The 26163-nt window shown below is 65.1% G+C and carries 27 protein-coding genes; 17 read left to right on the top strand and 10 right to left on the bottom strand.

Going from position 1 to position 26163, the window contains the following annotated elements:
- Positions 1-16 precede the first annotated feature (16 nt).
- Positions 17-670 carry a glutathione S-transferase gene (locus ACKWRH_RS18480; RefSeq protein ID WP_445221748.1) on the bottom strand — a complete coding sequence of 218 codons (654 nt, stop codon included), beginning with the start codon at positions 668-670 and terminating at the stop codon, positions 17-19.
- A gap of 114 nt (positions 671-784) precedes the next feature.
- On the opposite strand from ACKWRH_RS18480, the gene ACKWRH_RS18475 reads away from it, so the two are divergent.
- Positions 785-1348 (top strand): TetR/AcrR family transcriptional regulator, encoded by a 564-nt coding sequence (locus ACKWRH_RS18475; RefSeq protein ID WP_445221747.1) that lies wholly within the window; start codon positions 785-787, stop codon positions 1346-1348.
- Between the two features lie 38 nt (positions 1349-1386).
- Here ACKWRH_RS18475 and guaA read toward each other — a convergent pair whose 3' ends face one another.
- Complete coding sequence (guaA, locus tag ACKWRH_RS18470) at positions 1387-2985, bottom strand: glutamine-hydrolyzing GMP synthase (protein WP_445221746.1); 1599 nt, start codon at positions 2983-2985, stop codon at positions 1387-1389.
- Between the two features lie 149 nt (positions 2986-3134).
- Between guaA and ACKWRH_RS18465 the strand changes: the two genes are divergently transcribed.
- The 3 genes from ACKWRH_RS18465 (at position 3135) to ACKWRH_RS18455 (ending at position 4466) form a co-directional block, all read left to right on the top strand.
- Positions 3135-3506: a nuclear transport factor 2 family protein gene (locus ACKWRH_RS18465; protein ID WP_445221745.1), complete on the top strand. Its 372-nt coding sequence runs from the start codon at positions 3135-3137 to the stop codon at positions 3504-3506.
- 151 nt (positions 3507-3657) lie between these two features.
- Positions 3658-3990, top strand: coding sequence for a DHCW motif cupin fold protein (locus ACKWRH_RS18460; protein WP_212482147.1), 333 nt, complete (start codon positions 3658-3660; stop codon positions 3988-3990).
- Between the two features lie 266 nt (positions 3991-4256).
- Positions 4257-4466 carry a cold-shock protein gene (locus ACKWRH_RS18455; protein WP_008141931.1) on the top strand — a complete coding sequence of 70 codons (210 nt, stop codon included), beginning with the start codon at positions 4257-4259 and terminating at the stop codon, positions 4464-4466.
- Between the two features lie 232 nt (positions 4467-4698).
- On the opposite strand, the gene ACKWRH_RS18450 is transcribed toward ACKWRH_RS18455, so the two are convergent.
- Positions 4699-5997 carry an RsmB/NOP family class I SAM-dependent RNA methyltransferase gene (locus ACKWRH_RS18450; RefSeq protein WP_445221744.1) on the bottom strand — a complete coding sequence of 433 codons (1299 nt, stop codon included), beginning with the start codon at positions 5995-5997 and terminating at the stop codon, positions 4699-4701.
- Between the two features lie 34 nt (positions 5998-6031).
- Positions 6032-6406, bottom strand: coding sequence for an MAPEG family protein (locus ACKWRH_RS18445; RefSeq protein ID WP_445221743.1), 375 nt, complete (start codon positions 6404-6406; stop codon positions 6032-6034).
- Positions 6407-6573: 167 nt separating this feature from the next.
- Here ACKWRH_RS18445 and ACKWRH_RS18440 point away from each other — a divergent pair, with 167 nt between their 5' ends.
- The 10 genes from ACKWRH_RS18440 to ACKWRH_RS18395 all read left to right on the top strand — a co-directional run bounded on the left by ACKWRH_RS18440 (position 6574) and on the right by ACKWRH_RS18395 (position 15017).
- Complete coding sequence (locus ACKWRH_RS18440) at positions 6574-7188, top strand: acriflavin resistance protein (RefSeq protein ID WP_445221742.1); 615 nt, start codon at positions 6574-6576, stop codon at positions 7186-7188.
- 70 nt (positions 7189-7258) lie between these two features.
- Positions 7259-8101 carry a metallophosphoesterase family protein gene (locus tag ACKWRH_RS18435; RefSeq protein WP_445221741.1) on the top strand — a complete coding sequence of 281 codons (843 nt, stop codon included), beginning with the start codon at positions 7259-7261 and terminating at the stop codon, positions 8099-8101.
- A 141-nt stretch (positions 8102-8242) separates the two neighbouring features.
- Entirely contained in the window at positions 8243-9535 is a 1293-nt protein-coding gene (locus ACKWRH_RS18430) for an amino acid deaminase (protein ID WP_445221740.1), read from the top strand.
- 13 nt (positions 9536-9548) lie between these two features.
- Positions 9549-10208 (top strand): amino acid ABC transporter permease, encoded by a 660-nt coding sequence (locus ACKWRH_RS18425; RefSeq protein WP_445221739.1) that lies wholly within the window; start codon positions 9549-9551, stop codon positions 10206-10208.
- Between the two features lie 10 nt (positions 10209-10218).
- Complete coding sequence (locus tag ACKWRH_RS18420) at positions 10219-10869, top strand: amino acid ABC transporter permease (RefSeq protein ID WP_063983790.1); 651 nt, start codon at positions 10219-10221, stop codon at positions 10867-10869.
- Entirely contained in the window at positions 10856-11584 is a 729-nt protein-coding gene (locus ACKWRH_RS18415) for an amino acid ABC transporter ATP-binding protein (RefSeq protein ID WP_445221738.1), read from the top strand. Before ACKWRH_RS18420 ends, ACKWRH_RS18415 begins: the two co-directional genes overlap by 14 nt.
- Positions 11585-11615: 31 nt before the next feature.
- On the top strand, positions 11616-12413 hold the full coding sequence (locus ACKWRH_RS18410) for a transporter substrate-binding domain-containing protein (RefSeq protein WP_445221737.1): 798 nt from the start codon (positions 11616-11618) through the stop codon (positions 12411-12413).
- A 58-nt stretch (positions 12414-12471) separates the two neighbouring features.
- Entirely contained in the window at positions 12472-12816 is a 345-nt protein-coding gene (locus ACKWRH_RS18405) for a RidA family protein (RefSeq protein ID WP_018645782.1), read from the top strand.
- 66 nt (positions 12817-12882) lie between these two features.
- Positions 12883-13911, top strand: coding sequence for a succinylglutamate desuccinylase/aspartoacylase family protein (locus ACKWRH_RS18400; RefSeq protein ID WP_445221736.1), 1029 nt, complete (start codon positions 12883-12885; stop codon positions 13909-13911).
- Between the two features lie 41 nt (positions 13912-13952).
- On the top strand, positions 13953-15017 hold the full coding sequence (locus ACKWRH_RS18395) for a LacI family DNA-binding transcriptional regulator (protein ID WP_445221735.1): 1065 nt from the start codon (positions 13953-13955) through the stop codon (positions 15015-15017).
- A 10-nt stretch (positions 15018-15027) separates the two neighbouring features.
- On the opposite strand, the gene ACKWRH_RS18390 is transcribed toward ACKWRH_RS18395, so the two are convergent.
- From ACKWRH_RS18390 to guaB, 3 genes are all read right to left on the bottom strand, one after another.
- Entirely contained in the window at positions 15028-15324 is a 297-nt protein-coding gene (locus tag ACKWRH_RS18390; RefSeq protein WP_445221734.1) for a hypothetical protein, read from the bottom strand.
- 147 nt (positions 15325-15471) lie between these two features.
- A complete protein-coding gene (locus tag ACKWRH_RS18385) occupies positions 15472-16494 on the bottom strand; it encodes an NADP-dependent oxidoreductase (RefSeq protein WP_445221733.1) in 1023 nt (340 codons plus the stop codon).
- 247 nt (positions 16495-16741) lie between these two features.
- Complete coding sequence (guaB, locus tag ACKWRH_RS18380; protein WP_028150953.1) at positions 16742-18235, bottom strand: IMP dehydrogenase; 1494 nt, start codon at positions 18233-18235, stop codon at positions 16742-16744.
- A 467-nt stretch (positions 18236-18702) separates the two neighbouring features.
- Here guaB and ACKWRH_RS18375 point away from each other — a divergent pair, with 467 nt between their 5' ends.
- From ACKWRH_RS18375 to ACKWRH_RS18365, 3 genes are all read left to right on the top strand, one after another.
- Entirely contained in the window at positions 18703-20193 is a 1491-nt protein-coding gene (locus ACKWRH_RS18375) for an MFS transporter (protein ID WP_445221732.1), read from the top strand.
- Positions 20194-20524: 331 nt separating this feature from the next.
- On the top strand, positions 20525-21307 hold the full coding sequence (locus ACKWRH_RS18370; RefSeq protein WP_445221731.1) for a VIT1/CCC1 transporter family protein: 783 nt from the start codon (positions 20525-20527) through the stop codon (positions 21305-21307).
- Positions 21308-21390: 83 nt separating this feature from the next.
- On the top strand, positions 21391-22245 hold the full coding sequence (locus ACKWRH_RS18365) for a TorF family putative porin (protein ID WP_445221730.1): 855 nt from the start codon (positions 21391-21393) through the stop codon (positions 22243-22245).
- 1 nt (position 22246) lies between these two features.
- Here ACKWRH_RS18365 and ACKWRH_RS18360 read toward each other — a convergent pair whose 3' ends face one another.
- The 3 genes from ACKWRH_RS18360 to ACKWRH_RS18350 all read right to left on the bottom strand — a co-directional run bounded on the left by ACKWRH_RS18360 (position 22247) and on the right by ACKWRH_RS18350 (position 25988).
- Positions 22247-24103, bottom strand: a complete 1857-nt coding sequence (locus ACKWRH_RS18360) for a hypothetical protein (RefSeq protein WP_445221729.1) — start codon at positions 24101-24103, stop codon at positions 22247-22249.
- 117 nt (positions 24104-24220) lie between these two features.
- Positions 24221-24913, bottom strand: coding sequence for an RlmE family RNA methyltransferase (locus tag ACKWRH_RS18355; protein WP_445221728.1), 693 nt, complete (start codon positions 24911-24913; stop codon positions 24221-24223).
- A 1-nt stretch (position 24914) separates the two neighbouring features.
- Entirely contained in the window at positions 24915-25988 is a 1074-nt protein-coding gene (locus ACKWRH_RS18350) for a Ppx/GppA phosphatase family protein (RefSeq protein ID WP_445221727.1), read from the bottom strand.
- Between the last annotated feature and the right edge of the window lie 175 nt (positions 25989-26163).

The following is a 26163-nucleotide window of genomic DNA, read 5'->3' as shown; positions in this document are numbered from 1 at the left end:
CGCAAGACGATCTCAATCAAGATACCTTGGTCGGCTCGGACATTGTTATCCGGTTCTTGACGCTAGGACGCCCCTGCATCCTAGCATACCATGCCAAAAGAGCCTCGCACTCCACCGGCACCGGCACGCTCACGAGTCCCGCGAAGATCAAGCCGCCTATGAGGGTGATATCGGCCATCGTGAACACCTCGCCGGCGACGAACGGCTGTTCTTTCAGAATACCGTCAAAGTAGTGCATCCCCCTGAGCGCCTTGTCGCGCTGGCGGAATCCCCATTCGGGGTTCTGATAGATCTCGACATGAGGCCCAAGACCCGGCGTGGCGTGGTGGAAATAGACACTGATGGCATCGAGCAGTTCCAGTTCGGCGCGCTTGCTCATCATGTGAATCACGCCCTTTTCGCGCGGGGTCCTGCCGGTCAGCGTCGGCGCGCCATCGAACGCATCAAGGTACTCGGTAATTGCCGTGCACTCGCCAATGAAGGTCCCGTCGTCGAGTTCGAGCACCGGCAGGGTGCCGGAGTAGTTCTTGGCGAGGAATTCGGGCTTCTTGTGCTCGCCCTTGTAGAGATCGACCAATACGAATTGCACGTGCGACGGCAGGTTCTTTTCGGCCAAGGCGATGCGAACGCGGGCCGGATATGGACCAGTTGGCCAATCGTAAATCTTCATCACAACTCCCATTTTGTCTACCTGTCACTTGGTAGGCCCGATATGAAGGCTTCCAATCCGGCTGGTCAAGCCCTACCTGTCACTTGGTAGATAACGAAGCAGTGAGGCGACGAAGTGAGTTCAAGCGCTCGGGAGGCGATCTTGGCGGCAGCAAAGCGGACCGCGCAGGCGCACGGCTATGGCGGCCTGAATTTCCGCGATCTCGCGGACGAAGTCGGGATCAAGGCCGCCAGCATCTACCACCATTTCCCAAGCAAGGCCGATCTCGGCGTGGCCGTCGCACGGCGCTACTGGGAGGACACCGCCGCCCAACTCGAGGCGATGCTGGCAGAAACCGCCGATCCTGTCCGCTGCCTGCGTCGATATCCCGATGTGTTTCGCAAAGCGCTCGAGAGCGACAATCGCATGTGCCTCTGCAGCTTCATGTCCGCGGAAGTCGAGGACCTGCCGGGCGCAGTAAAGAAGGAGGTCCAGACATTTGCCGACGTCAACGTGGCGTGGCTGAGCAAGCTGTTGGTGGCTGCGGGCCTGGTCAGTTCGAGAAAGAGCGAACAGCGGGCCCGCGCCATTTTCGCCGCCATCGCCGGCGCGCAGCTCATCGCCAGAAGCCGCTCCGATATTTCGCTCTACGACTCGACGATCGACTACTATCGCGCCGCGGGTCTTCTGCCAGCATAGATGGTCCTAACATCAGACCGCAGTGGGGCGGCGCCCCCCTACTCCCACTCAATCGTCCCAGGCGGCTTGCTGGTCACGTCATACACCACCCGGTTCACGCCCTTCACCTCGTTGATGATGCGCGTGGCGGTCTCGCCAAGAAACTTCATGTCGAACTGGTAGAAGTCGGCGGTCATGCCGTCGGTGGAGGTCACGGCGCGCAAGCCCACGACGTAGTCGTAGGTGCGGCCGTCGCCCATGACGCCGACCGTTTTCACGGGGAGCAGCACGGCGAAGGCCTGCCAGATGTCGTCGTAGAGGCCGTGCTTGCGGATCTGGTCGATGTAGACGGCGTCGGCCTTGCGCAGGATGTCGAGCTTGTCGCGGGTGATGTCGCCGGGGCAGCGGATGGCGAGGCCGGGACCCGGGAACGGGTGGCGGCCGACGAAGATTTCGGGAAGGCCGAGCTCGTAGCCGAGCTTGCGCACCTCGTCCTTGAACAGCTCGCGCAGGGGCTCGACGAGCTTCATGTTCATGCGCTCGGGCAGACCGCCGACGTTGTGGTGCGACTTGATCGTCACCGAGGGGCCGCCGGTGAAGGAGACGCTCTCGATCACGTCGGGGTAGAGCGTGCCCTGCGCGAGGAAGTCGGCGCCGCCGATCTTCTTGGCCTCCGCCTCGAACACCTCGATGAAGAGGCGGCCGATGGTCTTGCGCTTGGTCTCGGGATCGGTGACGCCTTCGAGCTCGCCCAGGAATTGCTTGGAGGCATCCACGTGCACGAGCGGGATGTTGTAGTGGTGGCGGAACAGGTCGACCACGGTCTTGGCTTCGTCGAGGCGCAGCATGCCGTGATCGACGAACACGCAGGTGAGCTGGTCGCCGATGGCTTCGTGGATCAAGACGGCCGCGACCGCTGAATCGACGCCGCCGGACAGGCCGCAGAGCACCTTGCCCTTGCCGACCTGGGCGCGGATCTTCGCGATCTCCTCCTCGCGGAAAGCGCGCATGGTCCAGTCGCCGGAGAGGCCGGCGATCTTGCGGACGAAATTGCGGATCAGCTTGGCGCCGTCGGGCGTGTGCACCACTTCGGGGTGGAACATCAGGCCGTAGTACTTGCGCGTCTCGTCCTGGATGATCGCGAACGGCGCATTCGGCGAGGTGCCGGCCACCGAGAAGCCCGGCGGCATCTTGGTGATGCGGTCGCCGTGGCTCATCCAGACCTGGTTCTTGCCGCCCGGCGACCAGACGTCCTCGAACAGCTTGCTCGGCGCCTTCACCTCGACATCGGCGCGGCCGAATTCGCGATGGTGGCCGCCCTCGACGGTGCCGCCGAGCTGCTCCGCCATGGTCATCTGGCCATAGCAGATGCCGAGCACCGGCACGCCGGAGGCGAAGATCAGCTGCGGAGCGCGGGGCGAGCCCGCTTCATGCACCGACTCAGGGCCGCCGGAGAGGATCACCGCTTTCGGCTTCATCTCCTTGAAGGCTTCTTCGGCCTTGTTGAACGGGACGATCTCGCAATAGACGCCGTCCTCGCGCACGCGACGCGCGATCAGCTGCGTCACCTGGCTGCCGAAGTCGACGATGAGAATCTTGTCGTGCGCCGAGGCCACCGAGGGCGTCGACGCGGAGCGGTCGTTCTGTGCTGCTGTCATGGCCAGCAAATACGCGACCGTGCCCCTGCCCGCAACCGCGCGATGCGCGCGCCCACATTCTTCTTTGGGCATGGACAAACGCATATAGGTAAGTATCATTGACCTAATTTATCCCGCACGCCAAACAGGGGCCAAACAGGGAGACCGCCATGTCACAGCACCATCAGCCATCATCGCTTGCCGCGCTCGGCCGGACCTGGGTCGAGGCCTGGAACACTGGCGATCTCGAGCGCGTGCTGACGCTCTATGCCGAGGACACCGTGATGACGTCGGACCGAATCCCCGCGATGGGATTCGATGCCAGCGGCACCGTGCGCGGCAAGGACGTCTTGCGGGCGTATTGGGGCAAGGCGCTCGGGCTTTTGCCGGAGCTGCATTTTACGCTGATCGACCTGTTCGTCAGCCCGGATAGCGTCGTGGTGTTTTACGAGAACGAGCGGGGGAAGCGGATTTGCGAATATCTGCGGGTGAATGACGCGGGGCTGATCGTGCAGGGATCGGCGAACCATTTGGTGCACTAGTCTATCCCCGTCATTGCGAGCGAAGCGAAGCAATCCAGACTGTCGCCGCGGATGCATCACTGGATTGCTTCGCTTCGCTCGCAATGACGGAGACTGCTGGACGAGCGTGGGATAACAGAAGCACTGCCGGCTCTGAAACAGGACCCTCCCCATGAAACTCCCCGCCTCCCCCTTCACCGTCACCGACTGGAGCAAGGTCGAGGCCACCACGCATCCCGGCGAGACCGGCCAAGCGCTGTGGCGGACGCTCAATATCGGCGATCTCCGGGTGCGGATGGTCGAGTATTCGCCGGGCTATCTCGCCGACCATTGGTGCGACCGCGGCCACGTGCTTTACGTGCTGAAGGGCGAGCTCGACAGCGAGCTGCGCGACGGGCGGAAATTCAAGCTCACCGCGGGGATGAGCTACCAGGTCTCGGACTTCGGCGACGCCGCGCACCGGTCCTCGACGGCCACCGGCGCGACGCTCTTCATCGTGGACTAAAGCGCGCGGCAGCCCCTATTTGCACCGCAAAATAGCAAAGTCGCGCGACATGCCGGGCCACGGGTAGTGCCTTGAAGTAGCCCCAAATGCTCGCTATATTGTGATCATCGATATTTGGCCGAACGACTGGGCCGCTTCGCTTCGTTGCAGACGGGCGCGCACGCTTCAGATGACTTCTCCCAACATCGACTGAACAGGATCATGGGCGCAATTTTGCGTACCGGTCCACGTGCGTATCCTCTTTTAACTAACTAAAGGAAATTCCCATGGCTATGGGCACCGTGAAGTGGTTCAACACCCAAAAGGGTTATGGTTTCATCCAGCCGGATGACGGCCAGAAGGACGTGTTCGTTCACATCAGCGCCGTCGAGCGCGCTGGCCTCTCCTCCCTCAATGAGGGTCAGAAGGTCTCGTTCGACATCGTCGCCGACCGCCGCAGCGGCAAGTCGTCGGCTGACAATCTCCGCGTCGGCTAACGCCCACGCACTGTTCTGACCACGGACGTACCGGCAGAACGTCGAGTTAGAAAGCCCCGCGAGCTTCGGTTCGCGGGGCTTTTGTTTTGGGGAACTGCGGCGCGGCACATGCGGTGCCGTAGGGTGGGCAAAGGCGCGTTCTTCGCGCGCCGTGCCCACCATCTTTGGGCGTTCTCACTACGAATGGTGGGCACGCTTCGCTTTGCCCACCCTACGAGGGTCAATACGAGAGCTACGTCTTCTTCAGCACCGAGACGAAGAACCCGTCCGTCCCCGTTCGGCGCGGCGTCATCAGCCAGCCTTCGTCCGACTGCAGCGCGGCCTTTGCGAAATCCTCCGCCTTGTCCCAGAGCACGCTTGCGGTCTGTTCGGGCGACACGACTGAGAACTCGGGATGGCGGGCGGTGAACGCCCTCACCTGCTCGCCGTTCTCTTCCGCCAGCACCGAACAGGTGATGTAGGCGATGCGGCCGCCGGCCTTGACCAGCGGCATGGCACGCTCCAGCACCTCGGCCTGATCGCGCAGGCGGATCTCCAGCGCGCCGGGGCGCATGCGCCATTTGGCGTCCGGATTGCGGCGCCAGGTGCCGGTTCCCGTGCAGGGCGCGTCGATCACCACGAGGTCGGCGGTGCCACTGATGTCGGCCAGCGGATCGGCCTCGCCCTTGGGCGTGCGGACATCGGCATTGTGGACGCCGGCGCGCGACAGACGCTCGTGGATCGGGACAAGCTGGCGCTTGTCGCTGTCGGTGGCGATCAGCCGGCCCTTGCCCTGCATCATGGCCGCGAGCGCCAGCGTCTTGCCGCCGGCGCCGGCGCAGAGATCGATCACCTGCTCGCCGGGTTTTGCCGCGGTGAAGCCGGCCGCAAGCTGCGATCCCTCATCCTGAACTTCAACGGCGCCCTTGATGAAATCTTCCTCGGCCTGGAGGCCGGGATTGCGCGCATCGGCCGAAAGCTCGATACGCAGGCCGTTTGCGGACCATGGCGTCGGTTCCGCGTGAAGATGAGCAAGCCCGCGCAGCACCTTGTCGCGATTGGATTTTAGCGTGTTGACGCGCAAATCGAGCGGCGCCCGGCTCGCCATCGCGGCGGCTTCCGCGGCGCGCTCCTCGCCGAACACTTTTGCAAAGTACGGATCGAGCCAGTCCGGATAATCGCCGGCGATCGCAGCCGGCGCGTCCTTGAGGGAACGCGAGGCCAGCGCGGCCTGCTCGGCCTCGGTCAGCGGCGCCGGTGCAAACCGGCTGCCGTCGAACAGCGCGCCCATGGTGGCCGCGTCCATGTTGCGCTCGAGGCGGAGCATGCCGATCAGCCGCGCACGCGCGGTGTCGGCGTCCATCAGGAAGGCGCTCGAGGCATAGCGGCGCAGCACGTCCCAGACGAGGCCGGCGATGGCGGCGCGGTCGCCGGAGCCGGCGAAGCGGTGCGCGGTGCCCCACTCCTTGAGCGCCTTGGCCGCGGGCACGCGGTCCTTCTCGATGGTGTCGATCAGTTCGATGGCTGCGGACAGCCGGGCAGCGGGAGTCATTTGAATCTTTCAGATTGGATCCGGCATCTAAGGCTCAGATCAGCAACAGCATCTTCAGTGCGAAGTAGATCCACATCGCCAGCAGCACAAGCACGCCCGCGAGCCAGATCGCGGAGCGCCGGCCGAGATCGTTGGAGGAGACGAACACGCCGGCATGGGCGAACCGCGTCACCACGAACACCCAGGACATCAGCACGATGAAGAGATCGGCATGGCGCAAGGGCAGCGCCAGCGCGATCAGCGCGTAGAACAGCACCGGCAATTCGAACTGCTCGCCCAGCGCAATGTCGCGACTCTTGGTCTCGCCGGAGACCATCGAGCGCCGGCGCGCCAGCGCCATTCCGATCAGGAGTGCGAAGGTGAGACCGACCTGCACGAAGACAGGCAGCAGGACCATTTGGATGGACATCGGAACTTTCCCGTAAGGCGGAACACCGCGGACCGTCATTAGCCGCGACTGCTGGCGCTGACAATCAACGAGTTGAACCGGTGTTCCCAATCCCGCGACCAAATGCCGGTAGTTAAAGCGATTTCGGCCCCTGGGGTCGCAAGGCGAGCTAGCGCCAAGGGACCGACATGAACACCCTCTCCAGCCTTTTGACCGAATCCGCGGACGGCCGGCTCGGCGTGCTGATGTCGGCGCTGTCAGGCATCGCGGCGGCGCTCGCGGTCGCGCTGGCGATGACCGTGTACTTCCGCCTGAGCTACCGGAGCTGGCGCGACGTCGTCAGGCATGGTCTCGCCACTCTGGCCGCCCTCGCCCTGTTCGCCTTCGCCGCCTACGACATGCGCCACGCCGCGCTGGCCTATCTCGGCCTCAATCCCTCCAAGCCGGCGGTCGAGTTCGAGATCCGGATGCCCAGGGAAACGCTGACAGCGGTGTCCGACAGCCAGATCGAGCTGCACACCGACCGCAACCAGACGCTGGCGCTGGTCGACGGCGTGCGGGAGCTCGGTGATGGCCGCTCCGTGCTGCGCGGCGCGGTGGCGCTCAACCACCGCACCGCCGACCGTGTGCTGGTGGTGAACCTGCCCGGCAAGGGCACGTTCGAATTCCGCCTTCGCCTGGCCGCCGAGCCGCACCGGTCCGAGCAATTCGGGCCCTGGCACCTCGCCGACCGCATCGCCTCGCCGGCAACCGGCAGCGGCGCGCCGCAGGACGCCTACACGATCCGCTATCGCGTGCTTTAAACTTTGTTTCATTGCGATGCATGTGCGCGCCGTCATCGTTCCGACGTGCGACAACGCGTATGCTGATGCCATGTCCGAATTTCGCCTCACGCAGATTTCCGACACCCATCTCGGCCGGCGCTTCCCCGGCCTGATCGCCAACTTCGATCGCGTCAGCGAGCACATCGACGCTGATAGACCCGACCTCGTCGTCAACACCGGTGACGTCTCCTTCGACGGGCCGACAAGTCGCGACGATGTCGAATTCGCCAAGAGCCTGCACGCCGCCCTGCCCGTCGCCTGCCGCTACCTCCCCGGCAATCACGACATCGGCGACAATCCGACCGCGATCGGGCCTGCGCCCAAGCCGCCGGTCGAGGAAAAGCACCGCCAACAATTCCGCGACATCATCGGCGAGGACCATTGGTCGTTCGAAGCGGCCGGCTGGCACTTCATCGGCCTGAACTCGCTGGTGATGAATTCCGGGCTCGCCTTCGAGGCCGAGCAGTTCGACTGGTTGTCGCGGGAAATGGCGCGCATCAACGGCAGGCCGATCGCGCTGTTCGTGCACAAGCCGATGTTTCTCAACCTGCCCGACGACCCCGAGACGCCGGAGACCTCGATCCGCTACGTGCCGCAGCCGGCGCGCGCGCGTCTGATCGAGATGTTCTCGACCGTGGACCTGCGGCTCATCGCCAGCGGGCACGTGCACCAGCGGCGCGACTTCACCTACCGCCACACCCGCCATGTCTGGGCGCCGTCGGCCGGCTTCAGGATCAACGACGCGCGCCAGGACCGGATCGCAATCAAGGAAGTCGGGCTCGTCGAATACCGCTTCCAGCCGAACAGTTTTGAGGTCCGCCACGTCAGGGCCGCGGGCCAGGTCGACGTCGATATCGAGGAGCTGCTCGCCCAGATGGGCGGCGAGCACTAGTCCAATTCACGGGCACAACACCTTACCTAATTACCTCATTGCAACGAATTCGCGCCAAAATTGGCTAGAATACGCTAATGACAACGTTGTCATTCCGACATATCGTTCCCTGGCGGTCGAGGGGCCGCTGAGGGAGCGACGATGCAGTTCTTGTCCCGGTGGGAGAGCCAACGTCTTTCAACGACCACGCGGGGCATCCCCCTGGTCGACGGCCTGCCGATCGAGGAGATCGCCGGCCAGGATTGGCAGCCTTCCCGCGGCGACCTCGCCCTCCCCGCGCTCACGCTCGATGAAGCCGCCTTCGCAGCCAACCGCGACCTCTTCCTGCGCTGGTGCAAGAGCGCCGGCGTTGCCGTTGCGCCCCACGCCAAGACGCCGATGTCGCCGGAGCTCGCAAGGTCGCTGCGCGAGGCCGGCGCCTGGGGCACGACGGTCGCCAACATCCAGCAGGCTGCCGTGCTGCTCGCGAGTGGCGAGCGGCGCCTGCTGCTGGCCAACGAGATCGGCGGACGCGCGGCAGGCCGGCGGCTCGGCGCGTTGCTCGGCGCCTATCCCGACGTCGAATTTCACGCCTTCGCGGATTCACCGGCGGCGGTCGCAGCGCTGGCTGAAGCGGCCCGGATTGCGGGCCGCAGCGAATTGTCCGTCCTGGTCGAGCTCGGTGCGGGCCGCGCGGGCGCGCGCGATCGCGCCGCGGTCGAAGCGACGATTGCCGCGGTGCTCGCGGCCGAGGGCCTCCTGCTCGGCGGCGTCGCCACTTACGAAGGCGCGGTCGCAACGCCCGATGCCGACGAGACGATGCGCGCGATCGCGGTGCTGATGGAGCGCACCATCGCGGCCTTCGCGCTGGTACGTCATGCTGCCCCGGGCCGGCCGCTGATCATCAGCGCCGGCGGCTCCGCCTATTTCGACGTCGTCGCCCGCGCGCTCGCACCGAGCGCGCAGGCAGACGGCAATGCCAGCGTCCTGCTGCGCTCAGGCGCGCTGTTCTTCGCCGATCACGGCATTTACGCGCGGGCTTTCGCCGAGCTCGACCGTCGCGGCGGTCTGGTCATCGACGGCGCGCGGCACTCAGCGGCCGAGGGTTTCCGGCCTGCGTTGACACTTTGGGCCGAGGTGTTGTCGCGGCCGGAAGCAGGCCTCGCGATCGCCGGCTTCGGCATGCGCGATGCTTCCTTCGATCAGGGATTGCCGGTGCCGCTGCGCGTCTTCCGCGACGGCGTCGCGCAGGGGCTTGCCTCAACGCTGGCGGTCACCCGTCTCAATGACCAGCATGCATTCCTGTCCGTTGCGCCCGATAGCACGCTTGCGGTCGGCGACGTCATCGCCTTCGGCATCTCGCATCCCTGCACCTGCCTCGACCGCTGGCGCGTCATCCTCGGCCTCGACTCCGACGGCGTCGTGACGCGCGCCCTCCCCACCCAGTTCGGCTGAGGCGGCTCGCGCGATGAATTTCCTGCCGCTGTGGCGCTATCAGAACCAGCTCATCGACGGCGCCATCGTCACGCTCGAACTGACGGTGATCGCGGCGCTGGCCGGGCTTTTGATCGGCGTTGCCGGCGCGGTCGCGCTGAACGGCCGCATCACGCCACTGCGCTGGCTGGTGCGCGGCTATATCGAGCTGTTCCGCAATACGCCGTCGCTGATCCAGATCTTCATCGTCTTCTTCGTGCTGCCGAACTTCGGCCTGAAGCTGCCGGCGTTCGAAGCCGCCGCCGTCGCGCTCTCGCTCTATTTCGGAGCCTATTCGGTCGAGATCATCCGCGCAGGTCTCGATTCCGTGCCGAAGAACCAGATCGAGGCCGGCCAGTGCCTTGGCCTGTCGGGCTGGCAGGTGTTCCGCCACATCCTGCTGCCGCCGGCGCTGCGCAACGCCTACCCGGCCGTGACCAGCCAGTTCGTCCTGCTGCTGCTCGGCACCTCGCTCGCCTCGCAGGTCGCCGCCGACGAGCTGTTCCATGTCGCGGGCTTCATCGAGAGCCGCACCTATCGCAGCTTCGAGGTCTATGCGGTGATCTGCGTGGTCTATTTCGCGATGGCGATGTCGTTCAAGGCGCTGTTCGCCATCATTGGTGCAGTGGCCTTCCGCTGGCCGCGGCGGCGCTGAGGGGAAAGCGATGCGATCCTTCACCCTCATCGATTTCGTCTCGCTGTTCGCGGCGCTGCGCTGGACAGTTGCGCTCGTCGTGCTCGCGCTCGCCTTCGGTGCGCCGCTGGCGCTGGCGTTCGCCACGGGCCGCATCAGCCGCTTCGCCGGCCTGCGCTGGACGATGGCGGCGTGCATCCAGATCGTCCAAAGCGTGCCGCTGCTCGGGCTGCTGTTCTTCTTCTATTTCGGCATGCCGATGTTCCTGGGCATCCAGGTGCCGGCCCTCGTTGCCGTGACCGTCGCCTACACGCTCTACACCGCCGCCTTCCTCGGCGAGATCTGGCGCGGCGGGTTGGAGGCCGTGAAGCAGGCGCAATGGGAGGCCGGCGCCTGTCTCGGCCTCTCCGCCTGGCAGCAGTTCCGTCACATCATCGCGCCACAGGCGCTGCGGCTGTCGCTGCCGCCGACCGTCGGCTTCCTGGTGCAGCTCATCAAAGGCACCTCGCTCGCCTCGATCCTCGGCTTCGTCGAGCTCGCCCGCGCCGGCCAGGTGGTGAGCGCGGCGACGTTCCAGCCGCTGCTCACCTACGCGCTGGTCGCCGCGATCTATTTCGCACTGTGCCTGCCGCTCACGCTCTGGTCCCGCTCTCTGGAGGCCCGCCTCGATGGCTCTCGTTGAAATCCGCGACGTGCACAAGACATTCGGCAAGGTCGAGGTGCTCAAGGGCGTCTCGCTCGACGTCGAGGAAGGCGAGATCGTCACGATCATCGGCCGCTCCGGCTCCGGCAAGTCGACGCTGCTCCGCTGCATCAACGCGCTCGAGACCGTCGATTCCGGCGAGATCCGCGTCGAGGGCGAGAAGGTCCACGCCAGGATGCCTGACCTGAAGGCATTCCGTCAGCGCGTCGGCATCGTGTTCCAGGCGTTCAATTTGTTTCCGCACCTGAAGGTCGAGCGCAACATCACGCTGGCTCCGCTCCTCACCGGCCGCATCGACAAGGCCCGCGCGCGGGCGCTGGCCGAGGATGTGCTGACCAGGGTCGGCCTCGCCGACAAGATCGACGCCTGGCCGGAGCAGCTCTCCGGCGGCCAGCAGCAGCGCGTCGCCATCGCGCGCTGTCTCGCCATGGCGCCTCACCTCATGCTGTTCGACGAGGTGACCTCCGCGCTCGACCCCGAGCTCGTCGGCGAAGTGTTGAAGGTGATGGAGGCGATGGCGAAGCAGGGCATGACCATGATCCTCGTCACCCATGAGATGGGCTTTGCCCGCAACGTCGCCAACCGCATCGTCTTCATGCATCAGGGCCGCGTCTGGGAACAGGGACCACCGGCAACACTGTTCGCCAATCCTGAAACCCCCGAGCTCGCCAGCTTCATCGCGTCCGCCAAATAACCATCCACCAATCCCCGATCAGGAGAGAGCCATGAGACCACTAAAATCCCTCTTTGCGATCGCAGCCACCGCGCTCGCCGTGCTCGCTGCCCCCACCCTCGCGCAGGCCGACAAGCTCCAGGACGTGCTCGGCGCGGGCAAGCTGCGCGTCGGCCTGCTGACCGACGCCGCGCCCTGGGGTTTCAAGGACGACAAGGGCGAGATCGCGGGCCTCGACGCCGATCTCGCCCGGCTGATCGCCGCCGACATGGGCGTGAAGCTGGAGCTCGTGCCGGTGACGGGCGCAGCGCGCATCCCGAGCCTGCTCTCCGACAAGATCGACATCCTGATCGCGGGCCTCGGCGCGACGCCCGAGCGCGCCCAGCAGGTGATGTTCTCGCAGCCCTACGCGGTGGTGAATCTCGGCGTCTATGGCGCCAAGGCAATTCCGGCCGCGACCGGCAAGAAGCCCGACAATCTCGACGGCCGCAGCGTCGCCGTCGCCAAGGGCTCGACGCTCGACGTCTGGCTCACCGACAACGCGCCGAAAGTGAAGCTGGTGCGCTTCGAGGACACGCCGGCGGCACTCGCCGCGTTCCTCGCGGGACAAGCCGACACCTTTGCCGAGAACAGTGCCATCGCGCTGAAGGTCGAGGACCAGAACCCGACCAAGGAAGTCGAGCTGAAATTCCTGATCCGCCAGTCGCCGGCCCATGTCGGCGTGCGCCAGGGCGAGCAGAACCTGCTCAACTGGATCAACACCGACATCTTCTTCAACAAGCTCAACGGCAAGCTCGGCGCATTGCAACTGAAGTGGTTCAAGGAAGAGCAGACACTGCCGACGCTGTGACCTAGCACACGGCTCCCGCACCAGCGCGGGAGCCAACCCTCACGAGGAGAATTTCGAGATGATCAAACGTTACGTCGTCGGCTCGCGCATGAGCCAAGCCGTCGCCGCAGGGGGCATGGTGCACATCGCCGGCCAGGTCGCCGATGACCGCAAGGCCGGCATCGTGTCGCAGACCCAGCAGGTGCTCGCCAAGATCGACGCGTTGCTGAAGGAGGCCGGCTCGGACCGCTCCAAGCTGATCGCGGTCAACGTCTTCCTGCCTCACATCACCGACTTCGACACCATGAACTCGGTCTACGATGCCTGGATCGATCCGGCCAATCCGCCGGCGCGCGCCTGCGTCGAAGCCCGCCTCGCCGATCCCGACCTGCGCGTCGAGATGACCGCGGTCGCTTTGCTGTAACGGCAAGGCACCGCCCCCTTTCAACCTTTGGCCGGCGCCGGCAACGGCGCGGCCGCGAGGTAAGCCATGCATACCGGACTTTTCCACGAGGTCGATTTCGAGAAGGACCAGAAATGGTCGGGCCATCTCGGCATTCCCTTCTCGATCGATCGCTCCCCCTACTACCAGCTCAAGATCCCGATCTTCCGGATCAAGAACGGCGCCGGGCCACAACTGCTTTTGATGGCCGGCAACCACGGCGACGAATATGAGGGCGAGATCGCGCTGACGCGGCTGTATCGCCGGCTCGATGCAAAGGACGTCAAAGGCGAGATCACCATCCTGCCCTTCGCCAATTGGCCGGCCGTGATGGCGGCGCGCCGCCGCTCGCCGCTCGACGAAGGCAACCTCAACCGCGCCTTCCCGGGCGATGCCGCGGGCACGCCGACATTCCGGCTTGCGCACTTCCTCGAGCATGAGCTGTTTCCGCGGCACGAAGTCGTGTTCGACGTCCATTCCGGCGGCACCTCGATGGCGCATGTGCCTTGCGCGCTGATCGAACGGCAGGGCACGCCCGAGATGTTCGGCCACGCGCTGCGCCTGATGGAGGGGTTGGGAATGCCCTTCGCCTTCGTCGCGGAGAACGGCGCGACCGCTCCGACCTCGATGGCCGCGGCTGCACGCGCCGGCGCAATCGGGCTCTCCGGTGAATTCGGCGGCGGCGGCACCGTCACGCCGCAGACCATGGCGCTCACCGCGCGCGCGATCGACCGACTGTTGCTCGCGCTCGGCATCGTCCAGGCGCCGGTGCTGGGCCCGCACGCGCCGGTCGAGCGCGCCACCGAATTGCTGGCGCTGCAAAGCCATGCGCAGGCGGTGTTCGCGACCCGTCGCGGCTGGTTCGAGCCCGCCGTCATGGTCGGCGCGCGCGTTGCGGCCGGCGACGTCGCCGGCTGGTATCATGATTTCGAGCGCCCGGAGTTGCCGGAAGAGGTGCTGCGCTTCCCCGCCGACGGCATCGTGATCTCGCAGCGCCTGCACACCGACAGCCAGAGCGGCGACTGCCTGGTCCAGGTCGGCCGCGCGCTGTCGCGAGACGAGGTGTCCGCGCGCTGAGTTTTGGAGACGATACCGACTGCGATTACACTCGGGATTCGATGACCGATCCGGCAAAGCCGACCTATGACGACGTGGCGCGCATTCCAGCGCCGCCCGGCCGCGCCAGCGCGAGCGGGCGGCCGCCGCGCATCGAGGAGGTCGCGGAGCGCGCGGGCGTTGCGCCGATCACGGTGTCGCGGGTGCTGCGCCACCCCGAGAAGGTCAATCGCGAGACCCGCGAGCGCATCCTCGAAGTGATCGAGGCGACCGGTTACGCCTCCAACCCGCATGCGCGCGCGCTGCGCTCGGGGCGCTCGAACGTGGTGATGGCCTTCGTCTCCAACATCCTCAGCCAGCAGTTCGGCCTTGCAGTGCGCAGCTTCGCCGCCACACTGGAGCCGGAAGGCTTCGAGGTACTGGTCGACCAGACCTCCTACTCCTATGCCAAGGAAGTCGCGATGATCCAGTCGCTGCGCGGCATCCGCCCCGCAGCAGTGATGTTCACCGGCGTGATCGAGCTCGAGGAAAATCGTGCCGCGCTGCTCGAGCTCGGCATTCCCGTCATCGAGACCTGGGCGTTTCCGCGCGACCCCATCGACATGCTGGTCGGCCTGCCGAATGCGGATGCCGGCGCGATGGCGGCGCGCAGGCTGGCTGAAGCCGGACATCGCCGCGTCGCCTTCATCGGCCGCGGTAGCGGCCGCGGCGCACTGCGCCGCGACGGTTTTCGCGCGGCGGCCGCACAGCTCGGCCTCGAGATCGTCCACGAGATCGGCGTCGGTGAGATCACGGGACTGGCCGATGGCCGCACCGCCTTCATCGCCCTGCTTGAACGCGGCGGCGACGTCGACGCGGTGTTCTGTGCCAACGATCTGCTCGCGACCGGCGCGCTGATCGAGGCCCGCGCCCGTGGCCTCTCGGTGCCGCGCGATCTGGCGCTGCTCGGCTTCGGCGACAACGACGTCGCCGATCAGATCACGCCCGGTCTCACCACCATCTCGTTCGATGCGACGGCTGTGGGACGGATCGCGGGCGAACTGCTTCTGGCGCGGCTATCAGGCACGCCACGCGCCGAACAGCGGCTCGCCGTCGAACTGTTCCTGGTCGAGCGCGGCAGCGTCTGAGGATTGCGGATCAGGCGATGGTCTTGAGGTCCTGCTGGATCGCAGCCAGCAGCGATTGCAGCGCATCGCTGTTCACCGGCCTCGCCTCCGCCCTCGCAGGCTGGACCTTGTCAGGCTGCGCAGATTTGCCCGGACGTTTCGGGAATGGCGGTGGTGGCGCCGGCATCGCGGCTGGCGTGAAATCGCCCTCCTCGTCGACGTGGACGAACTTGCCATGGATGACGTCGTCGCGACGGCCCATGACAAACAGGGTCGCCCAATAGCCGGCAGCCAGAAGGATTACGCTGAAAATACCAATTTCTAACATCGCAGCACCTAAAATATGCGCGATGATTCAATGCCTTCGCTCAGCCGTCAATGAACCGACGGTCACACCCGCGGCTTTTGCGGGCAGGTGTGGCCGATCAGTCACTCTTTGTTAACCATCGATGTCCGGGGTGTGACGCCCGTGCAACTAATCCTTGTCCGGCCCCACACGCACCAGCTGCTTGCCGAAATTGGCGCCCTTCAGGAGCCCCATGAAGGCGTCCGGCGCGCTTTCCAGGCCATCGGTGACGAACTCCTTGTACTTGACCTTGCCGTCGCGGACCCAGCCGGACATGTCGCGCAGGAAGTCGCCGTGGCGGTTGGCGAAGTCGGAGACGATGAAGCCGCGGAAGGTGAGCCGCTTGGTCAGCGTCGCGCGCATCATCGCTGCGGCCCATTTCGGCGGCCTGGCCTCGGTGTCGTTGTAATGGGCGATGAGGCCGCAGACCGGCACGCGCGCGAACGGATTGAGCAGCGGGAAGACCGCCTCGAACACGGCGCCGCCGACATTCTCGAAATAGACGTCGATGCCTTTCGGGCAGGCGAACTTCAGCTTCGCGGGGAAATCGGTTTCACGGTGATCGAGGCAGGCATCAAAGCCGAGTTCCTTCACCACGTAGTCGCACTTGTCCTTGCCGCCGGCGATGCCGACCGCGCGCGCGCCCTTGATCTTCGCGATCTGACCGACGGCCGAGCCGACCGCACCAGAGGCGCCGGCGACGACGACGGTCTCGCCTTCCTGCGGCTTGCCGATGTCGAGCAGGCCCGTATAGGCGGTCATGCCGGGCATGCCGAGCACGCCGATGGAGGTCGAGATCGGCCCAAGCTTCGGATCGACCTTGATCAAGCCCTTGCCGTTCGAGATCGCGTGCGATTGCCATCCGGTACGGGCTCGCACGATGTCGCCCTTGGCGAAATCAGGATTGTTGGAGGCCGCGACCTCGCTGACCGCCTCGCCCTCCATCACGCCGCCGACGGGCACAGGTGCTGCGTAGGACGGACCGTCGCTCATGCGCCCGCGCATATAGGGATCGAGCGAGAGCCAGATCGTGCGCAGCACGACTTCACCTGCGCTGGGCGCCGGGACGGCGAATTCCTCCACACGAAAATCGGACGGCTTGGGTTCACCGACGGGACGTGCGGCGAGAACGATGCGTTTTGCTTGGGACATGGCTTCCTCCGGATTTTGTTTCGACCCGGACGGAAGCGGAGGGAGCGATGCGCGTCAATACAAAAGCGGTGGCGCCACACACTCGCTGTCATCGCCCGACTTGATCGGGCGATCCAGTATTCCAGCGGCAGTTGTGATTGAATCGAGAAGCCGCGGCGTACTGGATGCCCCGGTCAAGCCGGGGCATGACACCGTCGTTGAGGCGAGCGCGTCGAAACCCACGCGCCCGCATAACGCCGACCGAGGACTAACCCGCGCCCGGATAGTTCGGGCTCTCGCGCGTGATCGTCACGTCGTGGACGTGGCTTTCGCGCAGGCCCGCGCCGGTGATGCGGACGAACTGGGCCTTGTCGTGCAGGTCCTTCATGTCCTTTGCGCCGACATAGCCCATCGCGGCGCGCAAGCCGCCGGCGAGCTGGTGCATGACGTTGCCGACCGGACCCTTGTAGGGCACCTGGCCCTCGATGCCCTCAGGCACGAGCTTGAGCGTGTCCTTGATGTCCTGCTGGAAATAGCGATCGGCCGAACCGCGCGCCATCGCGCCGACCGAGCCCATGCCGCGATAGGCCTTGTAGGAACGGCCCTGCCACAGGAAGACTTCGCCTGGTGTCTCGTCGGTGCCCGCTAGCAGCGAGCCGACCATGGCGATGTCGGCGCCGGCGGCGAGCGCTTTCGCAAGGTCGCCGGAGAACTTGATGCCGCCGTCGGCAATGACGGGAATGTCGGACTTCTTTGCAGCCTCGACCGCATCCATGATCGCGGTGAGCTGGGGAACGCCGACGCCGGCGACGATGCGCGTGGTGCAGATCGAGCCCGGGCCGATGCCGACCTTGATGCAGTCCGCGCCCGCATCGATCAGCGCCTGGGCGCCCTCCGTGGTGGCGACGTTGCCGGCAACGACCTGCACGGAGTTGGACAGACGCTTGATGCGATTGACCGCATGCAGCACGTGACGGGAATGGCCGTGCGCGGTGTCGACGACGACGAGATCGACGCCGGCATCGATCAGGCGCTCGGTGCGCTCGAAGCCGGTGTCGCCGACGGTGGTGGCGGCGGCGACACGCAGGCGGCCCTGCGCATCCTTGCAGGCGAGCGGATGGGCGACCGCCTTCTCCATGTCCTTCACGGTGATCAGGCCGACGCAGCGATATTGCTCGTCGACCACGAGCAGCTTCTCGATGCGATGCTGGTGCAGCATCCGCCGCGCCTCGTCCTGGCTCACATTCTCGCGGACCGTGACGAGGCCGTCATGCGTCATCAGTTCGGAGACTTTTTGCCGGCGGTCGGTGGCAAACCGCACGTCGCGGTTGGTGAGGATGCCGACCAGCTTGCCGGGCGTATTCTTGCTCGCGCCGGTGACGACGGGAATGCCGGAGATGCCGTGGTCGCTCATCAGCTTGAGCGCATCGTCCAGCGTGGCCTCGGGGCTGATGGTGAGCGGGTTCACCACCATGCCCGACTCGTAGCGCTTGACCTGCCGGACCTGGGCGGCCTGCCCCTCGGGATCGAAATTGCGGTGGATGACGCCGAGGCCGCCGGCCTGCGCCATGGCGATCGCCATGCGGGCTTCGGTCACCGTGTCCATCGCGGAGGCCATGATCGGGATGTTGAGCGGAATGGCGCGGGTGACGCGGGAGCGGATGTCGACCTCGCCCGGCATGACGTCCGACAGGCCCGGCTTCAACAGCACGTCGTCGAACGTAAAGGCTTCGCGAATGCCCTGAAGTTGCACCGTGGCCATCTGCCAACTCCTTCCTGCGGCCCTGCCGCAAATAGCTATGGATGAGCGCCGCCCTCGGCGTGCCTTGCGGCGTCGCCGGAGAATCGGAGCCCATCGGTGGGGTTGACGCGGGTCGATAGCACGGCCACGCGACGAATCAAAGCAAATCGGACCGCTGGCCAGCCATGCACAGGCTTTTTAAGTAAATTCGGCGTGGATGGCCGGGCGGCAGCCCCCTCGGGATTCCCCGGCGCGACGAAGTCGCGAGCCCGGAATCCATCCCGCAGCGGTCTCTGGGGCCCGATGGATTCCGGGCTCGCGCCAACGGGCCACCCGGAATGACGAGGGAGCGCGTGCAACCGCCGTCGAGGGTCACACCGTTGTTACGCAGGATTTAGGTGCTATGCGTTGATCCGCAATGGTCCCGGCGGAGCGGCGGTGATAAGCCGCAAGTCCACCTTCCTTCTGATTTTCATTACCAATCCGTCATGGTCGACAAGCAACGCGTCATCCCGCTGATCGTGGCCACCGCTCTCTTCATGGAGAACATGGACTCGACGGTGATCGCCACCTCGCTGCCGGCGATCGCGGCCGACATCGGCACGAGCCCGCTGACGCTCAAGCTTGCCATCACCTCCTATCTGCTGTCGCTCGCGGTGTTCATCCCGGCGAGCGGCTGGACTGCGGACCGGTTCGGCGCGCGCATGGTGTTCGCGATCGCGGTCGGCGTGTTCATGGTCGGCTCGATCGGCTGCGCACTCTCGACCTCCGTCACCGATTTCGTATTCGCGCGCATCCTTCAGGGCATGGGTGGGGCGATGATGACGCCGGTCGGACGCCTGGTGCTGCTGCGCTCGGTCGACAAGAGCGCGCTGGTCAACGCCATGGCCTGGGTGACGGTCCCTGCCCTCATCGGCCCCGTGATCGGCCCGCCGCTCGGCGGCTTCATCACGACCTATGCGTCATGGCACTGGATCTTCCTGATCAACATTCCGATCGGGCTGCTCGGCATCTTCATGGCCTTGCGCTTCATCGATCCGATCAAGAGCGAGACGCGGGAACCGTTCGATCTCTACGGCATGCTGCTCGCGGGCATCGGCCTCGCCGGCATCGCGTTCGGTCTGTCCGTCGCCGGGCTCAACCTTCTGCCCTGGAGCACGGTCGCGGCTCTGGTCGTGGGCGGAGCGATCTCGATGACATTGTATGTCCTGCATGCGCGGCGGACGGGTTCGCCGGTGCTGGACTTTTCGCTCCTGAAGCTGCCGACGCTGCGCGCGGCCGTTTTCGGCGGCTTCATGTTCCGGCTCGGCATCGGCGCGCTACCGTTCCTGCTTCCGCTGTTGATGCAGATCGGCTTCGGGCTGTCGCCGTTCCATTCCGGCCTCGTCACCTTCGCCTCCTCGCTCGGCGCCATGGGCATGAAGACGCTGGCCGCGCGCATCATCCGCACCTTCGGCTTCCGCAATCTGATGACGGTGAACGCGGTCGTCAGCGCGTTCTTCCTCGGCGTCTGCGCGCTGTTCACGGTGACGACGCCGCTGCTCATCATCATGGTGATCCTGGTGGTCGGCGGCTTCTTCCGCTCGCTGGAGTTCACCGCGATCAACACGGTGGCTTATGCCGACGTCGAGACCGCGCAGATGAGCCGCGCCACCACGCTGGTCAGCGTCAACCAGCAGCTCGCGGTCTCCGCCGGCGTCGCGGTCGGCGCGGCCTGCGTGGAAACGACGATGTGGTTCAACCATGTCAGCGAGATCGACGCCACCGTGTTCGCGCCGGCCTTCGTCGTGATCGCGCTGACCTCGGCGGCGTCGAGCTGGTTCTTCTGGCAGATGCCCGCCGATGCCGGCCACGAGATCTCCGGCCGCAAGGCGGTCGAGATCGCCAGCCGCAAGGGTGCCGCAAAGAGCGCGGCGACCGCCGCCGTCAAGACGGCGACGGAGGATACGCAGGACGTGCGGGACCAAAGGCTCGGCTAAGGCGCGACGAAGTCAAATTCGGCGAGGGGGAAACGCGCAAGATCGGATCGCCTCGGCAGCTACGGCCAAGAATCCGCAAGGCGCCCCATGCGAAGCAGGACCAGGGCGTCTGGATGACGCGCTCGGGTCCTCCTTGCCCGGACCTGCGAGGTGCCCAACAGCCTCCGGCACCTTCCGATAGTCTTCCCCATAGCAAAACTCCGGTCAGAACCCGAAGTCGTAAAATCGTCTTCGTTGGACCGGCGGGGCACAAGCGGCCGCCGCGCGGCGCGTCGGCCCAGTTCACTCATGCCCCGGCGCTTTGACATAACTCAAAGAGCGAATGCCGGACATGAGCCTCGATGACACCTGCTCGGGCGTGGGTCGGGCTTGGCCCAGGAGCCGAGACGATGCATTCGCCCGCGTGCGCAGCCAAGATCGTCAGCAAACAGTGATCGAAGACCAAGCCATGGCCTTGTTGGGACCGGATACTCCGTTCGGGAGCATACTTGATCCGATGGAACGGATCTCGGAGACTTTGTTCGGACTGATCATGGCCCTTACCTTCATCTGCTCGCTTGGTGTCGCGACCGGGACCAATATCAATGTTCAAACAATGCTCATCGGCGCACTCGGCTGCAATCTCGCCTGGGGTGTCGTTGACGGCGGTCTTTATCTGCTGGCGCGCATCAATGACCGGGGAGACAAGGTTCTGACCCTCCGCGCGATACGGAAGGCGCCGGATCCCGAAGCAGCGCGCCGCGTCATTGCCGACGCGCTGCCGCCGGAATTGTCGGCCATGCTGCCCGTAGAGCAGTTGGAATCGATGCGGAAACGGTTGCAACAATTGCCTGAACCGGCTCCCGGTCCGGGGCTGACAAAGCGCGACTGGATCGGAGCTCTCGGCCTTTGCCTGCTGAGCTTCCTGTCGACCTTCCCGGTGGTCATCCCGTTCCTGTTCCTGAGCGACGCCAGACTGGCGCTGCGCGTCTCCTACGCCGTCGCCATCGTGATGCTGTTCTGTTGCGGTTACGTGTTCGGGGTTCGTAGCGGGCTGCGGCCTTCGGTGGCGGGACTTGCGATGGTGGCTGTCGGTAGTACGCTGGTTGGCATCGCGGTCGCTCTGGGAGGATGATCGACTTGCGGCGACACGAAACATCGTTTCGGGGTGCAAGCGGCGCCTTATTTGCCGCGCTGGCCGGATTGTGGCTTGCAGCCATGACCGGCGGTTTGGCGCTGGCCCAATCCTCGGCCGGGGCGCTCGGCCTCGGCAACCGCGGTTGGTCGGCGGCCGACACCACCCACGCAACGCCTGCCGACGAGCTCGAATTCAGCGCTCGCGCGGGGATTGCATCCGACTACATCTATCGCGGGACCACGCTGTCCGATCATGGCCCCGCGGCCGGCGCCGCCTTCGAGACGAGATGGGGCCCGCTCTACGCCGGCACAACGGTCGCCACCGTCAAGCTGCCGACCCAACCGGCCGCCGAACTCACCTTCGCCGCCGGCATGCGCCCGCAGATCGCCACGATCGATTTTGATCTTGGGGCGACCTATTTCGCCTACCCCGGTGAAAGGCTCCCTGGCGAGACCAACGGCATCAATTATTGGGAGATCGTTGTCCGCGGCGATCGACGCATCGGCGATCAGGTCCGCGTCGCCGGCGGTTACGCCTATTCTCCGAACGTCTCGAACACCGGCGCCTGGAGCCAATATGTGGCGGCCGGCGTCGGCTTCGACGTGCCGGAGCGGTTTCTGCTGAAGAACCTGACCGTGTCGTTCACCACCGCCGCCGGCTATTCCTGGTTTGGCAACCAGACCCCGCAACTCGGCGGCTTCCCGCTGCCCGCCTATCTCAACTGGCAGGCCGGCGTGACGTTCACGCACAAGGCGCTCAACCTAGATTTGCGCTACTACGACACCAATCTGTCGAAGGAAAACTGCTTCGTCTTTACAGGCGATCCAAATGCGCGGCCGGACGGCCGCGCCAATCCGATCACCAACCCGGACGGCCTGGTCTCGAACTGGTGCGGCGCGACATTCGTCGCCAAGGTCTGGTTTGCGTTCAACTAGTTTAGGGAATCACCGTCGGCGGCAATATGCGGTAGAGCACGACACCCAGCCCGAGCGCGTCGCCCGTCAGGACGAGCTTTCCGCTATTGATCGATCGCTGCAGCAATATCCTCTGCAGGTTGGGATCGGGGTGGGTCGGATCGGAATAGAACTTCGCCAGGTTGCTGGTATTCGCATCGATCAGGTAGCGCTCAATCGTCACGGTCGAGCCATCGCTGAACGGCAGGTTGTCGACCTCAAGCGAAATCCCCTCCGGCGTCTCGGCCGAAACGTTGTTGCCGAAGACACGTGTCGGATCATAGTTGTAGACCATGATGTTCGCGGTCGAGTTAGCGCCGTCCCAGGTCGCGAACGCGTTGAGGTGGGAGCCCGCCCCGCCGGTGAGCGCAGCCTGCACGCGCTGGCCCGACATCTTGTTGTACATCTTGAAGAGGTTCGCGACCGGCTTCGGGTAGTAGTCGGCCGGGCTATCGCCGTGCGGCACCTTGTGCAGCAGGCTGGCCTGGCCGAGGAAAGGTGTGATGTTCGGATCCCCCTGGCCGTCGCCGATAATGAGGTACGACCCCATCGAGATCTTCTTTTTCACGGCTTCGGACAGGAACGCCGCCGTCCAGGCCGCCCCCTTGTGCGAATAATTGACGTCAGTCGCCTCATAGGCCGTAGGCCCCCATTCCGACAGGAACAGCTTCACGTCGGGCATGTTGGCATTGTTCGTCTTCAAGGCGTCCAGCTTGGCCTTGGCCTTGTCGACCAGATTGTCGAAGAACGCGAAACCAGCGGTGCCGTCCGTCGAGCCGTAATAGTGGAACGAGAAGCGATCGAGCCGCGCGTTGAATTTTGACAGGTAAGTGTCTGCCAGCGGATTGAAGGTCTGGTCGAGGAAGACTTCCTCCAGCGTCGGAAGATTCTCCGCCGGATAATAGTTGAAGCTCAGTCCGACCAGGGCCGGCCCGGCCATTTCCAGGGTCTTGCCGTTGTAGCTCGGGTTGGCGGCGAGTTCGTTTCTGATGTTCACGATCGCCTGCGAGAAGACCTTCTGAACCGGCAAGAGCTGCCTGGGCAGACGGCGCGCATCGAGCTGGTAGGGGTAAGACAAGGTGTGGTCTTCGGCATTGGACATCTTGTGGGATTGCAGCGGGGGCCACTGATTGAGGACGTACTTGGCCGGGTCCATCCACCACAGCCAACGGCCCCATGACCCCAACGGCTTGAGCGTGTAGGCGGATGGATTGGTGTCGCTCCAGTTCTCCGGAGCAGTATCGGCGATATCAACCTCGTTGCTGACCTCGTAGATGACGGATGGCGCCCCGCCGTCGAACGACTTCTTCGCGATATAGCGCACGAGAGCGTTGGCGTATTTCTGGAAGAGTGCCGGAGCCGGTCCGTTCGCATCCCAACTCTCGCCAGGTCCGTATTGCACCAGGCGCGGCGGCATGAAGGCCGCGACCGCCACGTGAGGCGACAGCCCGCGACCCAGGGCCCACTCAAGATGCCAGGCCAGAGGCTGGCAGTCGCCCGGATGGAAAACGCGGTCCATGGTGTAGCCGAATACATCCCCGGTCTGATCGACATCGCAATAGACATCGCTGAGCAGCAGGCGCGTCCGCTTCATGCCGGTATCGGTGATGATCTGGTTGAATTGGTCGAGAGCCTGCTCGGACGGGCTGTTCGCGCTCTGGTAGATCTTCTTGAGATCGCCGAGATCGTCGTTGCCGCTGAGACCGATATTGTAAGGCGTCTGCGTGCTGACAACGATCGACGTGTCTGCACGGGACGCCGTCGCCGAAGCAAGGCCGAGCGACGCCAACGTCAGCAAGGAGACCGAGGCAACGGAAAGGCGATGCTTGCAAACGCGCAAGCGTTGTCGAGTTAGGCACTGCATCGGATTGATCTCACCCGCTGAAATTGCAAGTGATGGATCTATCAGCCCAAGATGTTATCGATGTGAATGTTATGTTGATGTGAGCGTGACACGTCAGTCCGGGACCGGCTGCCCGCCGCGAAACCCCGTCGCCAGCACATAACGCTCCGACGAATCCTGTCGGCTCGCAGCCGGCTTCACATGCCGCACCGTCGCGAAATCGCGCTTGAGCTGGGCGAGCAGATCAGCGTCGGCGCCGCTCTGGAACGTCTTTGCGAGAAACGTACCGCCGGGCTTGAGCACGTCGCAGGCGAACGCGGCCGCCGTTTCGACCAGGCCGACGATGCGGAGCTGGTCGGTCTTGCGGTGGCCCGTGGTGTTCGCGGCCATGTCGGACATCACGACATCGGCGCCGCCCCCGAGCATCGCCGTCAGCTTGTCCGGCGCGTCATTGTCCATGAAATCGAGCTGCGCAAAATCGACGCCGGGAATCTCGGGCATCTCCAGCAGATCGATGGCGACAACCTTGCCCTTGCCTTCCGTGGAGCCGACGCGCTTTGCGGCGATCTGACTCCAGCCGCCGGGCGCGGCGCCGAGGTCGATCACGGCCATGCCGGGCTTCAGAAACCGGTGCTTGTCGTCGATCTCGAGCAGCTTGAATGCCGCGCGCGAGCGATAGCCCGCCGCCTTGGCCTTGACCACATAGGGATCGTTGAGCTGCCGCTCCAGCCACAGCTTGGACGAGAGCTTGCGCTTGCCGCCGGTCTTGACCTGGACGTGCAAGCGGCCGGTGGTGTCTTTCGCCATCTCACCAGCTCCTGAGCGCGCCGTCTTCGCGCATCATCTCGACCAGCATGCCTTCGCGCAGGCCCCGGTCGGCGACGCGCAGGCGCGGCAGCGGAAAGGCGCGGCGGATAGCATCGAGGATGGCGCAGCCGGCCAGCACGAGATCGGCGCGCTCGACGCTGATGCAGCTGTTGTAGGCGCGTTCCTCGTAGCTCATGCCGAGCAGCTTGCTGATGGTCGCGGTGATGTCGGAATCGTTCATCCAGATGCTGTCGATGCGGCGGCGGTCGTAGCGCGCGAGGTTGAGATGGATGCCGGCGAGCGTCGTCACCGTGCCAGAGGTGCCGAGCAGGTGCATGTCGGCGAGATCGCTGCCGTGCGCTTCGGCGAACGGTGCGACGTGGTTGGCGACCTCCTGCTCCATCGCGGCATAGATTTCCGGCGTGACGTCGCGGCCGCCGAATTGCTCGGCCAGCGTCACGACGCCCAGCGGGATCGACATCCAGGCTTTGATGCGGGGCTCCGGATTTTGCGGATCGCGTTCGATCCGCACTAGCTCGGTCGAGCCGCCGCCGATGTCGAACAGGATCGCGCCCCTGCCCCGGGGGTCGACCAGCGGCGCGCAGCCGAGCACGGCGAGCGAGGCCTCGGTCTCGCGGTCGATCACCTCGAGCTCGATGCCGGTCTCGGCCGCGACGCGGCTGCGGAAACCTTCCGCATTCGAGGCGGCCCGGCAGGCTTCGGTCGCGATCAGCCGCAACCGCTTGGCCTTGCGCAAATTGATCTTGTCGCGGCAGATGCTGAGCGCGGCGACGGCGCGCTCGATCGCGGCCTCGCTGATGCAGCCGGTCGCCGAGACGCCCTCGCCGAGCCGGATGATGCGCGAGAAGGAATCGACCACGCGAAAGCCGTCGCTCGTCGGACAAGCGATCAGGAGCCTGCAATTGTTGGTGCCGAGGTCCAGCGCCGCATAGACGCCGGTTCCCGGCGCTTGCGCGGCGACGGCCGGTTCGGGGGCCAACGCCACCGCCGCCATCGACCCCTCCAGCCCACCGTGCGGCGCATGGCCGTCGCGGAGCCGCGTGTGGTCATTCATACAAATTGTCTTTCCGCGGCCCCAAGGGGCCGATCTGGAATTGCTTTTTCGCCTGAAACATTAGCAGCGCGGCAAGCCTGCGCAACAACGCATCACATGGGACCATGCCCATTCGTGCGTTGTCGTGAACGGGACGGTGGGCTATTTTTAAAGGGTCCGGTCCTCCAGGCGCCCC

This window comes from Bradyrhizobium sp. Pa8 (genome assembly GCF_052588265.1).
The sequence above is the reverse complement of the archived record's forward strand: the minus strand, read 5'-3'. Positions and strand labels throughout refer to the sequence as shown.

What these genes read in the sequence shown, in the direction of transcription:
- ACKWRH_RS18480 (WP_445221748.1), bottom strand. Translation starts at nt 670, where the DNA reads ATGAAGATTTACGATTGGCCAACTGGTCCATATCCGGCCCGCGTTCGC.
- guaA (WP_445221746.1), bottom strand. Translation starts at nt 2,985, where the DNA reads ATGACAGCAGCACAGAACGACCGCTCCGCGTCGACGCCCTCGGTGGCC.
- ACKWRH_RS18465 (WP_445221745.1), top strand. Translation starts at nt 3,135, where the DNA reads ATGTCACAGCACCATCAGCCATCATCGCTTGCCGCGCTCGGCCGGACC.
- ACKWRH_RS18460 (WP_212482147.1), top strand. Translation starts at nt 3,658, where the DNA reads ATGAAACTCCCCGCCTCCCCCTTCACCGTCACCGACTGGAGCAAGGTC.
- ACKWRH_RS18455 (WP_008141931.1), top strand. Translation starts at nt 4,257, where the DNA reads ATGGCTATGGGCACCGTGAAGTGGTTCAACACCCAAAAGGGTTATGGT.
- ACKWRH_RS18450 (WP_445221744.1), bottom strand. Translation starts at nt 5,997, where the DNA reads ATGACTCCCGCTGCCCGGCTGTCCGCAGCCATCGAACTGATCGACACC.
- ACKWRH_RS18445 (WP_445221743.1), bottom strand. Translation starts at nt 6,406, where the DNA reads ATGTCCATCCAAATGGTCCTGCTGCCTGTCTTCGTGCAGGTCGGTCTC.
- ACKWRH_RS18440 (WP_445221742.1), top strand. Translation starts at nt 6,574, where the DNA reads ATGAACACCCTCTCCAGCCTTTTGACCGAATCCGCGGACGGCCGGCTC.
- ACKWRH_RS18435 (WP_445221741.1), top strand. Translation starts at nt 7,259, where the DNA reads ATGTCCGAATTTCGCCTCACGCAGATTTCCGACACCCATCTCGGCCGG.
- ACKWRH_RS18430 (WP_445221740.1), top strand. Translation starts at nt 8,243, where the DNA reads ATGCAGTTCTTGTCCCGGTGGGAGAGCCAACGTCTTTCAACGACCACG.
- ACKWRH_RS18425 (WP_445221739.1), top strand. Translation starts at nt 9,549, where the DNA reads ATGAATTTCCTGCCGCTGTGGCGCTATCAGAACCAGCTCATCGACGGC.
- ACKWRH_RS18420 (WP_063983790.1), top strand. Translation starts at nt 10,219, where the DNA reads ATGCGATCCTTCACCCTCATCGATTTCGTCTCGCTGTTCGCGGCGCTG.
- ACKWRH_RS18415 (WP_445221738.1), top strand. Translation starts at nt 10,856, where the DNA reads ATGGCTCTCGTTGAAATCCGCGACGTGCACAAGACATTCGGCAAGGTC.
- ACKWRH_RS18410 (WP_445221737.1), top strand. Translation starts at nt 11,616, where the DNA reads ATGAGACCACTAAAATCCCTCTTTGCGATCGCAGCCACCGCGCTCGCC.
- ACKWRH_RS18405 (WP_018645782.1), top strand. Translation starts at nt 12,472, where the DNA reads ATGATCAAACGTTACGTCGTCGGCTCGCGCATGAGCCAAGCCGTCGCC.
- ACKWRH_RS18400 (WP_445221736.1), top strand. Translation starts at nt 12,883, where the DNA reads ATGCATACCGGACTTTTCCACGAGGTCGATTTCGAGAAGGACCAGAAA.
- ACKWRH_RS18395 (WP_445221735.1), top strand. Translation starts at nt 13,953, where the DNA reads ATGACCGATCCGGCAAAGCCGACCTATGACGACGTGGCGCGCATTCCA.
- ACKWRH_RS18390 (WP_445221734.1), bottom strand. Translation starts at nt 15,324, where the DNA reads ATGTTAGAAATTGGTATTTTCAGCGTAATCCTTCTGGCTGCCGGCTAT.
- ACKWRH_RS18385 (WP_445221733.1), bottom strand. Translation starts at nt 16,494, where the DNA reads ATGTCCCAAGCAAAACGCATCGTTCTCGCCGCACGTCCCGTCGGTGAA.
- guaB (WP_028150953.1), bottom strand. Translation starts at nt 18,235, where the DNA reads ATGGCCACGGTGCAACTTCAGGGCATTCGCGAAGCCTTTACGTTCGAC.
- ACKWRH_RS18375 (WP_445221732.1), top strand. Translation starts at nt 18,703, where the DNA reads ATGGTCGACAAGCAACGCGTCATCCCGCTGATCGTGGCCACCGCTCTC.
- ACKWRH_RS18370 (WP_445221731.1), top strand. Translation starts at nt 20,525, where the DNA reads ATGAGCCTCGATGACACCTGCTCGGGCGTGGGTCGGGCTTGGCCCAGG.
- ACKWRH_RS18365 (WP_445221730.1), top strand. Translation starts at nt 21,391, where the DNA reads ATGACCGGCGGTTTGGCGCTGGCCCAATCCTCGGCCGGGGCGCTCGGC.
- ACKWRH_RS18355 (WP_445221728.1), bottom strand. Translation starts at nt 24,913, where the DNA reads ATGGCGAAAGACACCACCGGCCGCTTGCACGTCCAGGTCAAGACCGGC.
- ACKWRH_RS18350 (WP_445221727.1), bottom strand. Translation starts at nt 25,988, where the DNA reads ATGAATGACCACACGCGGCTCCGCGACGGCCATGCGCCGCACGGTGGG.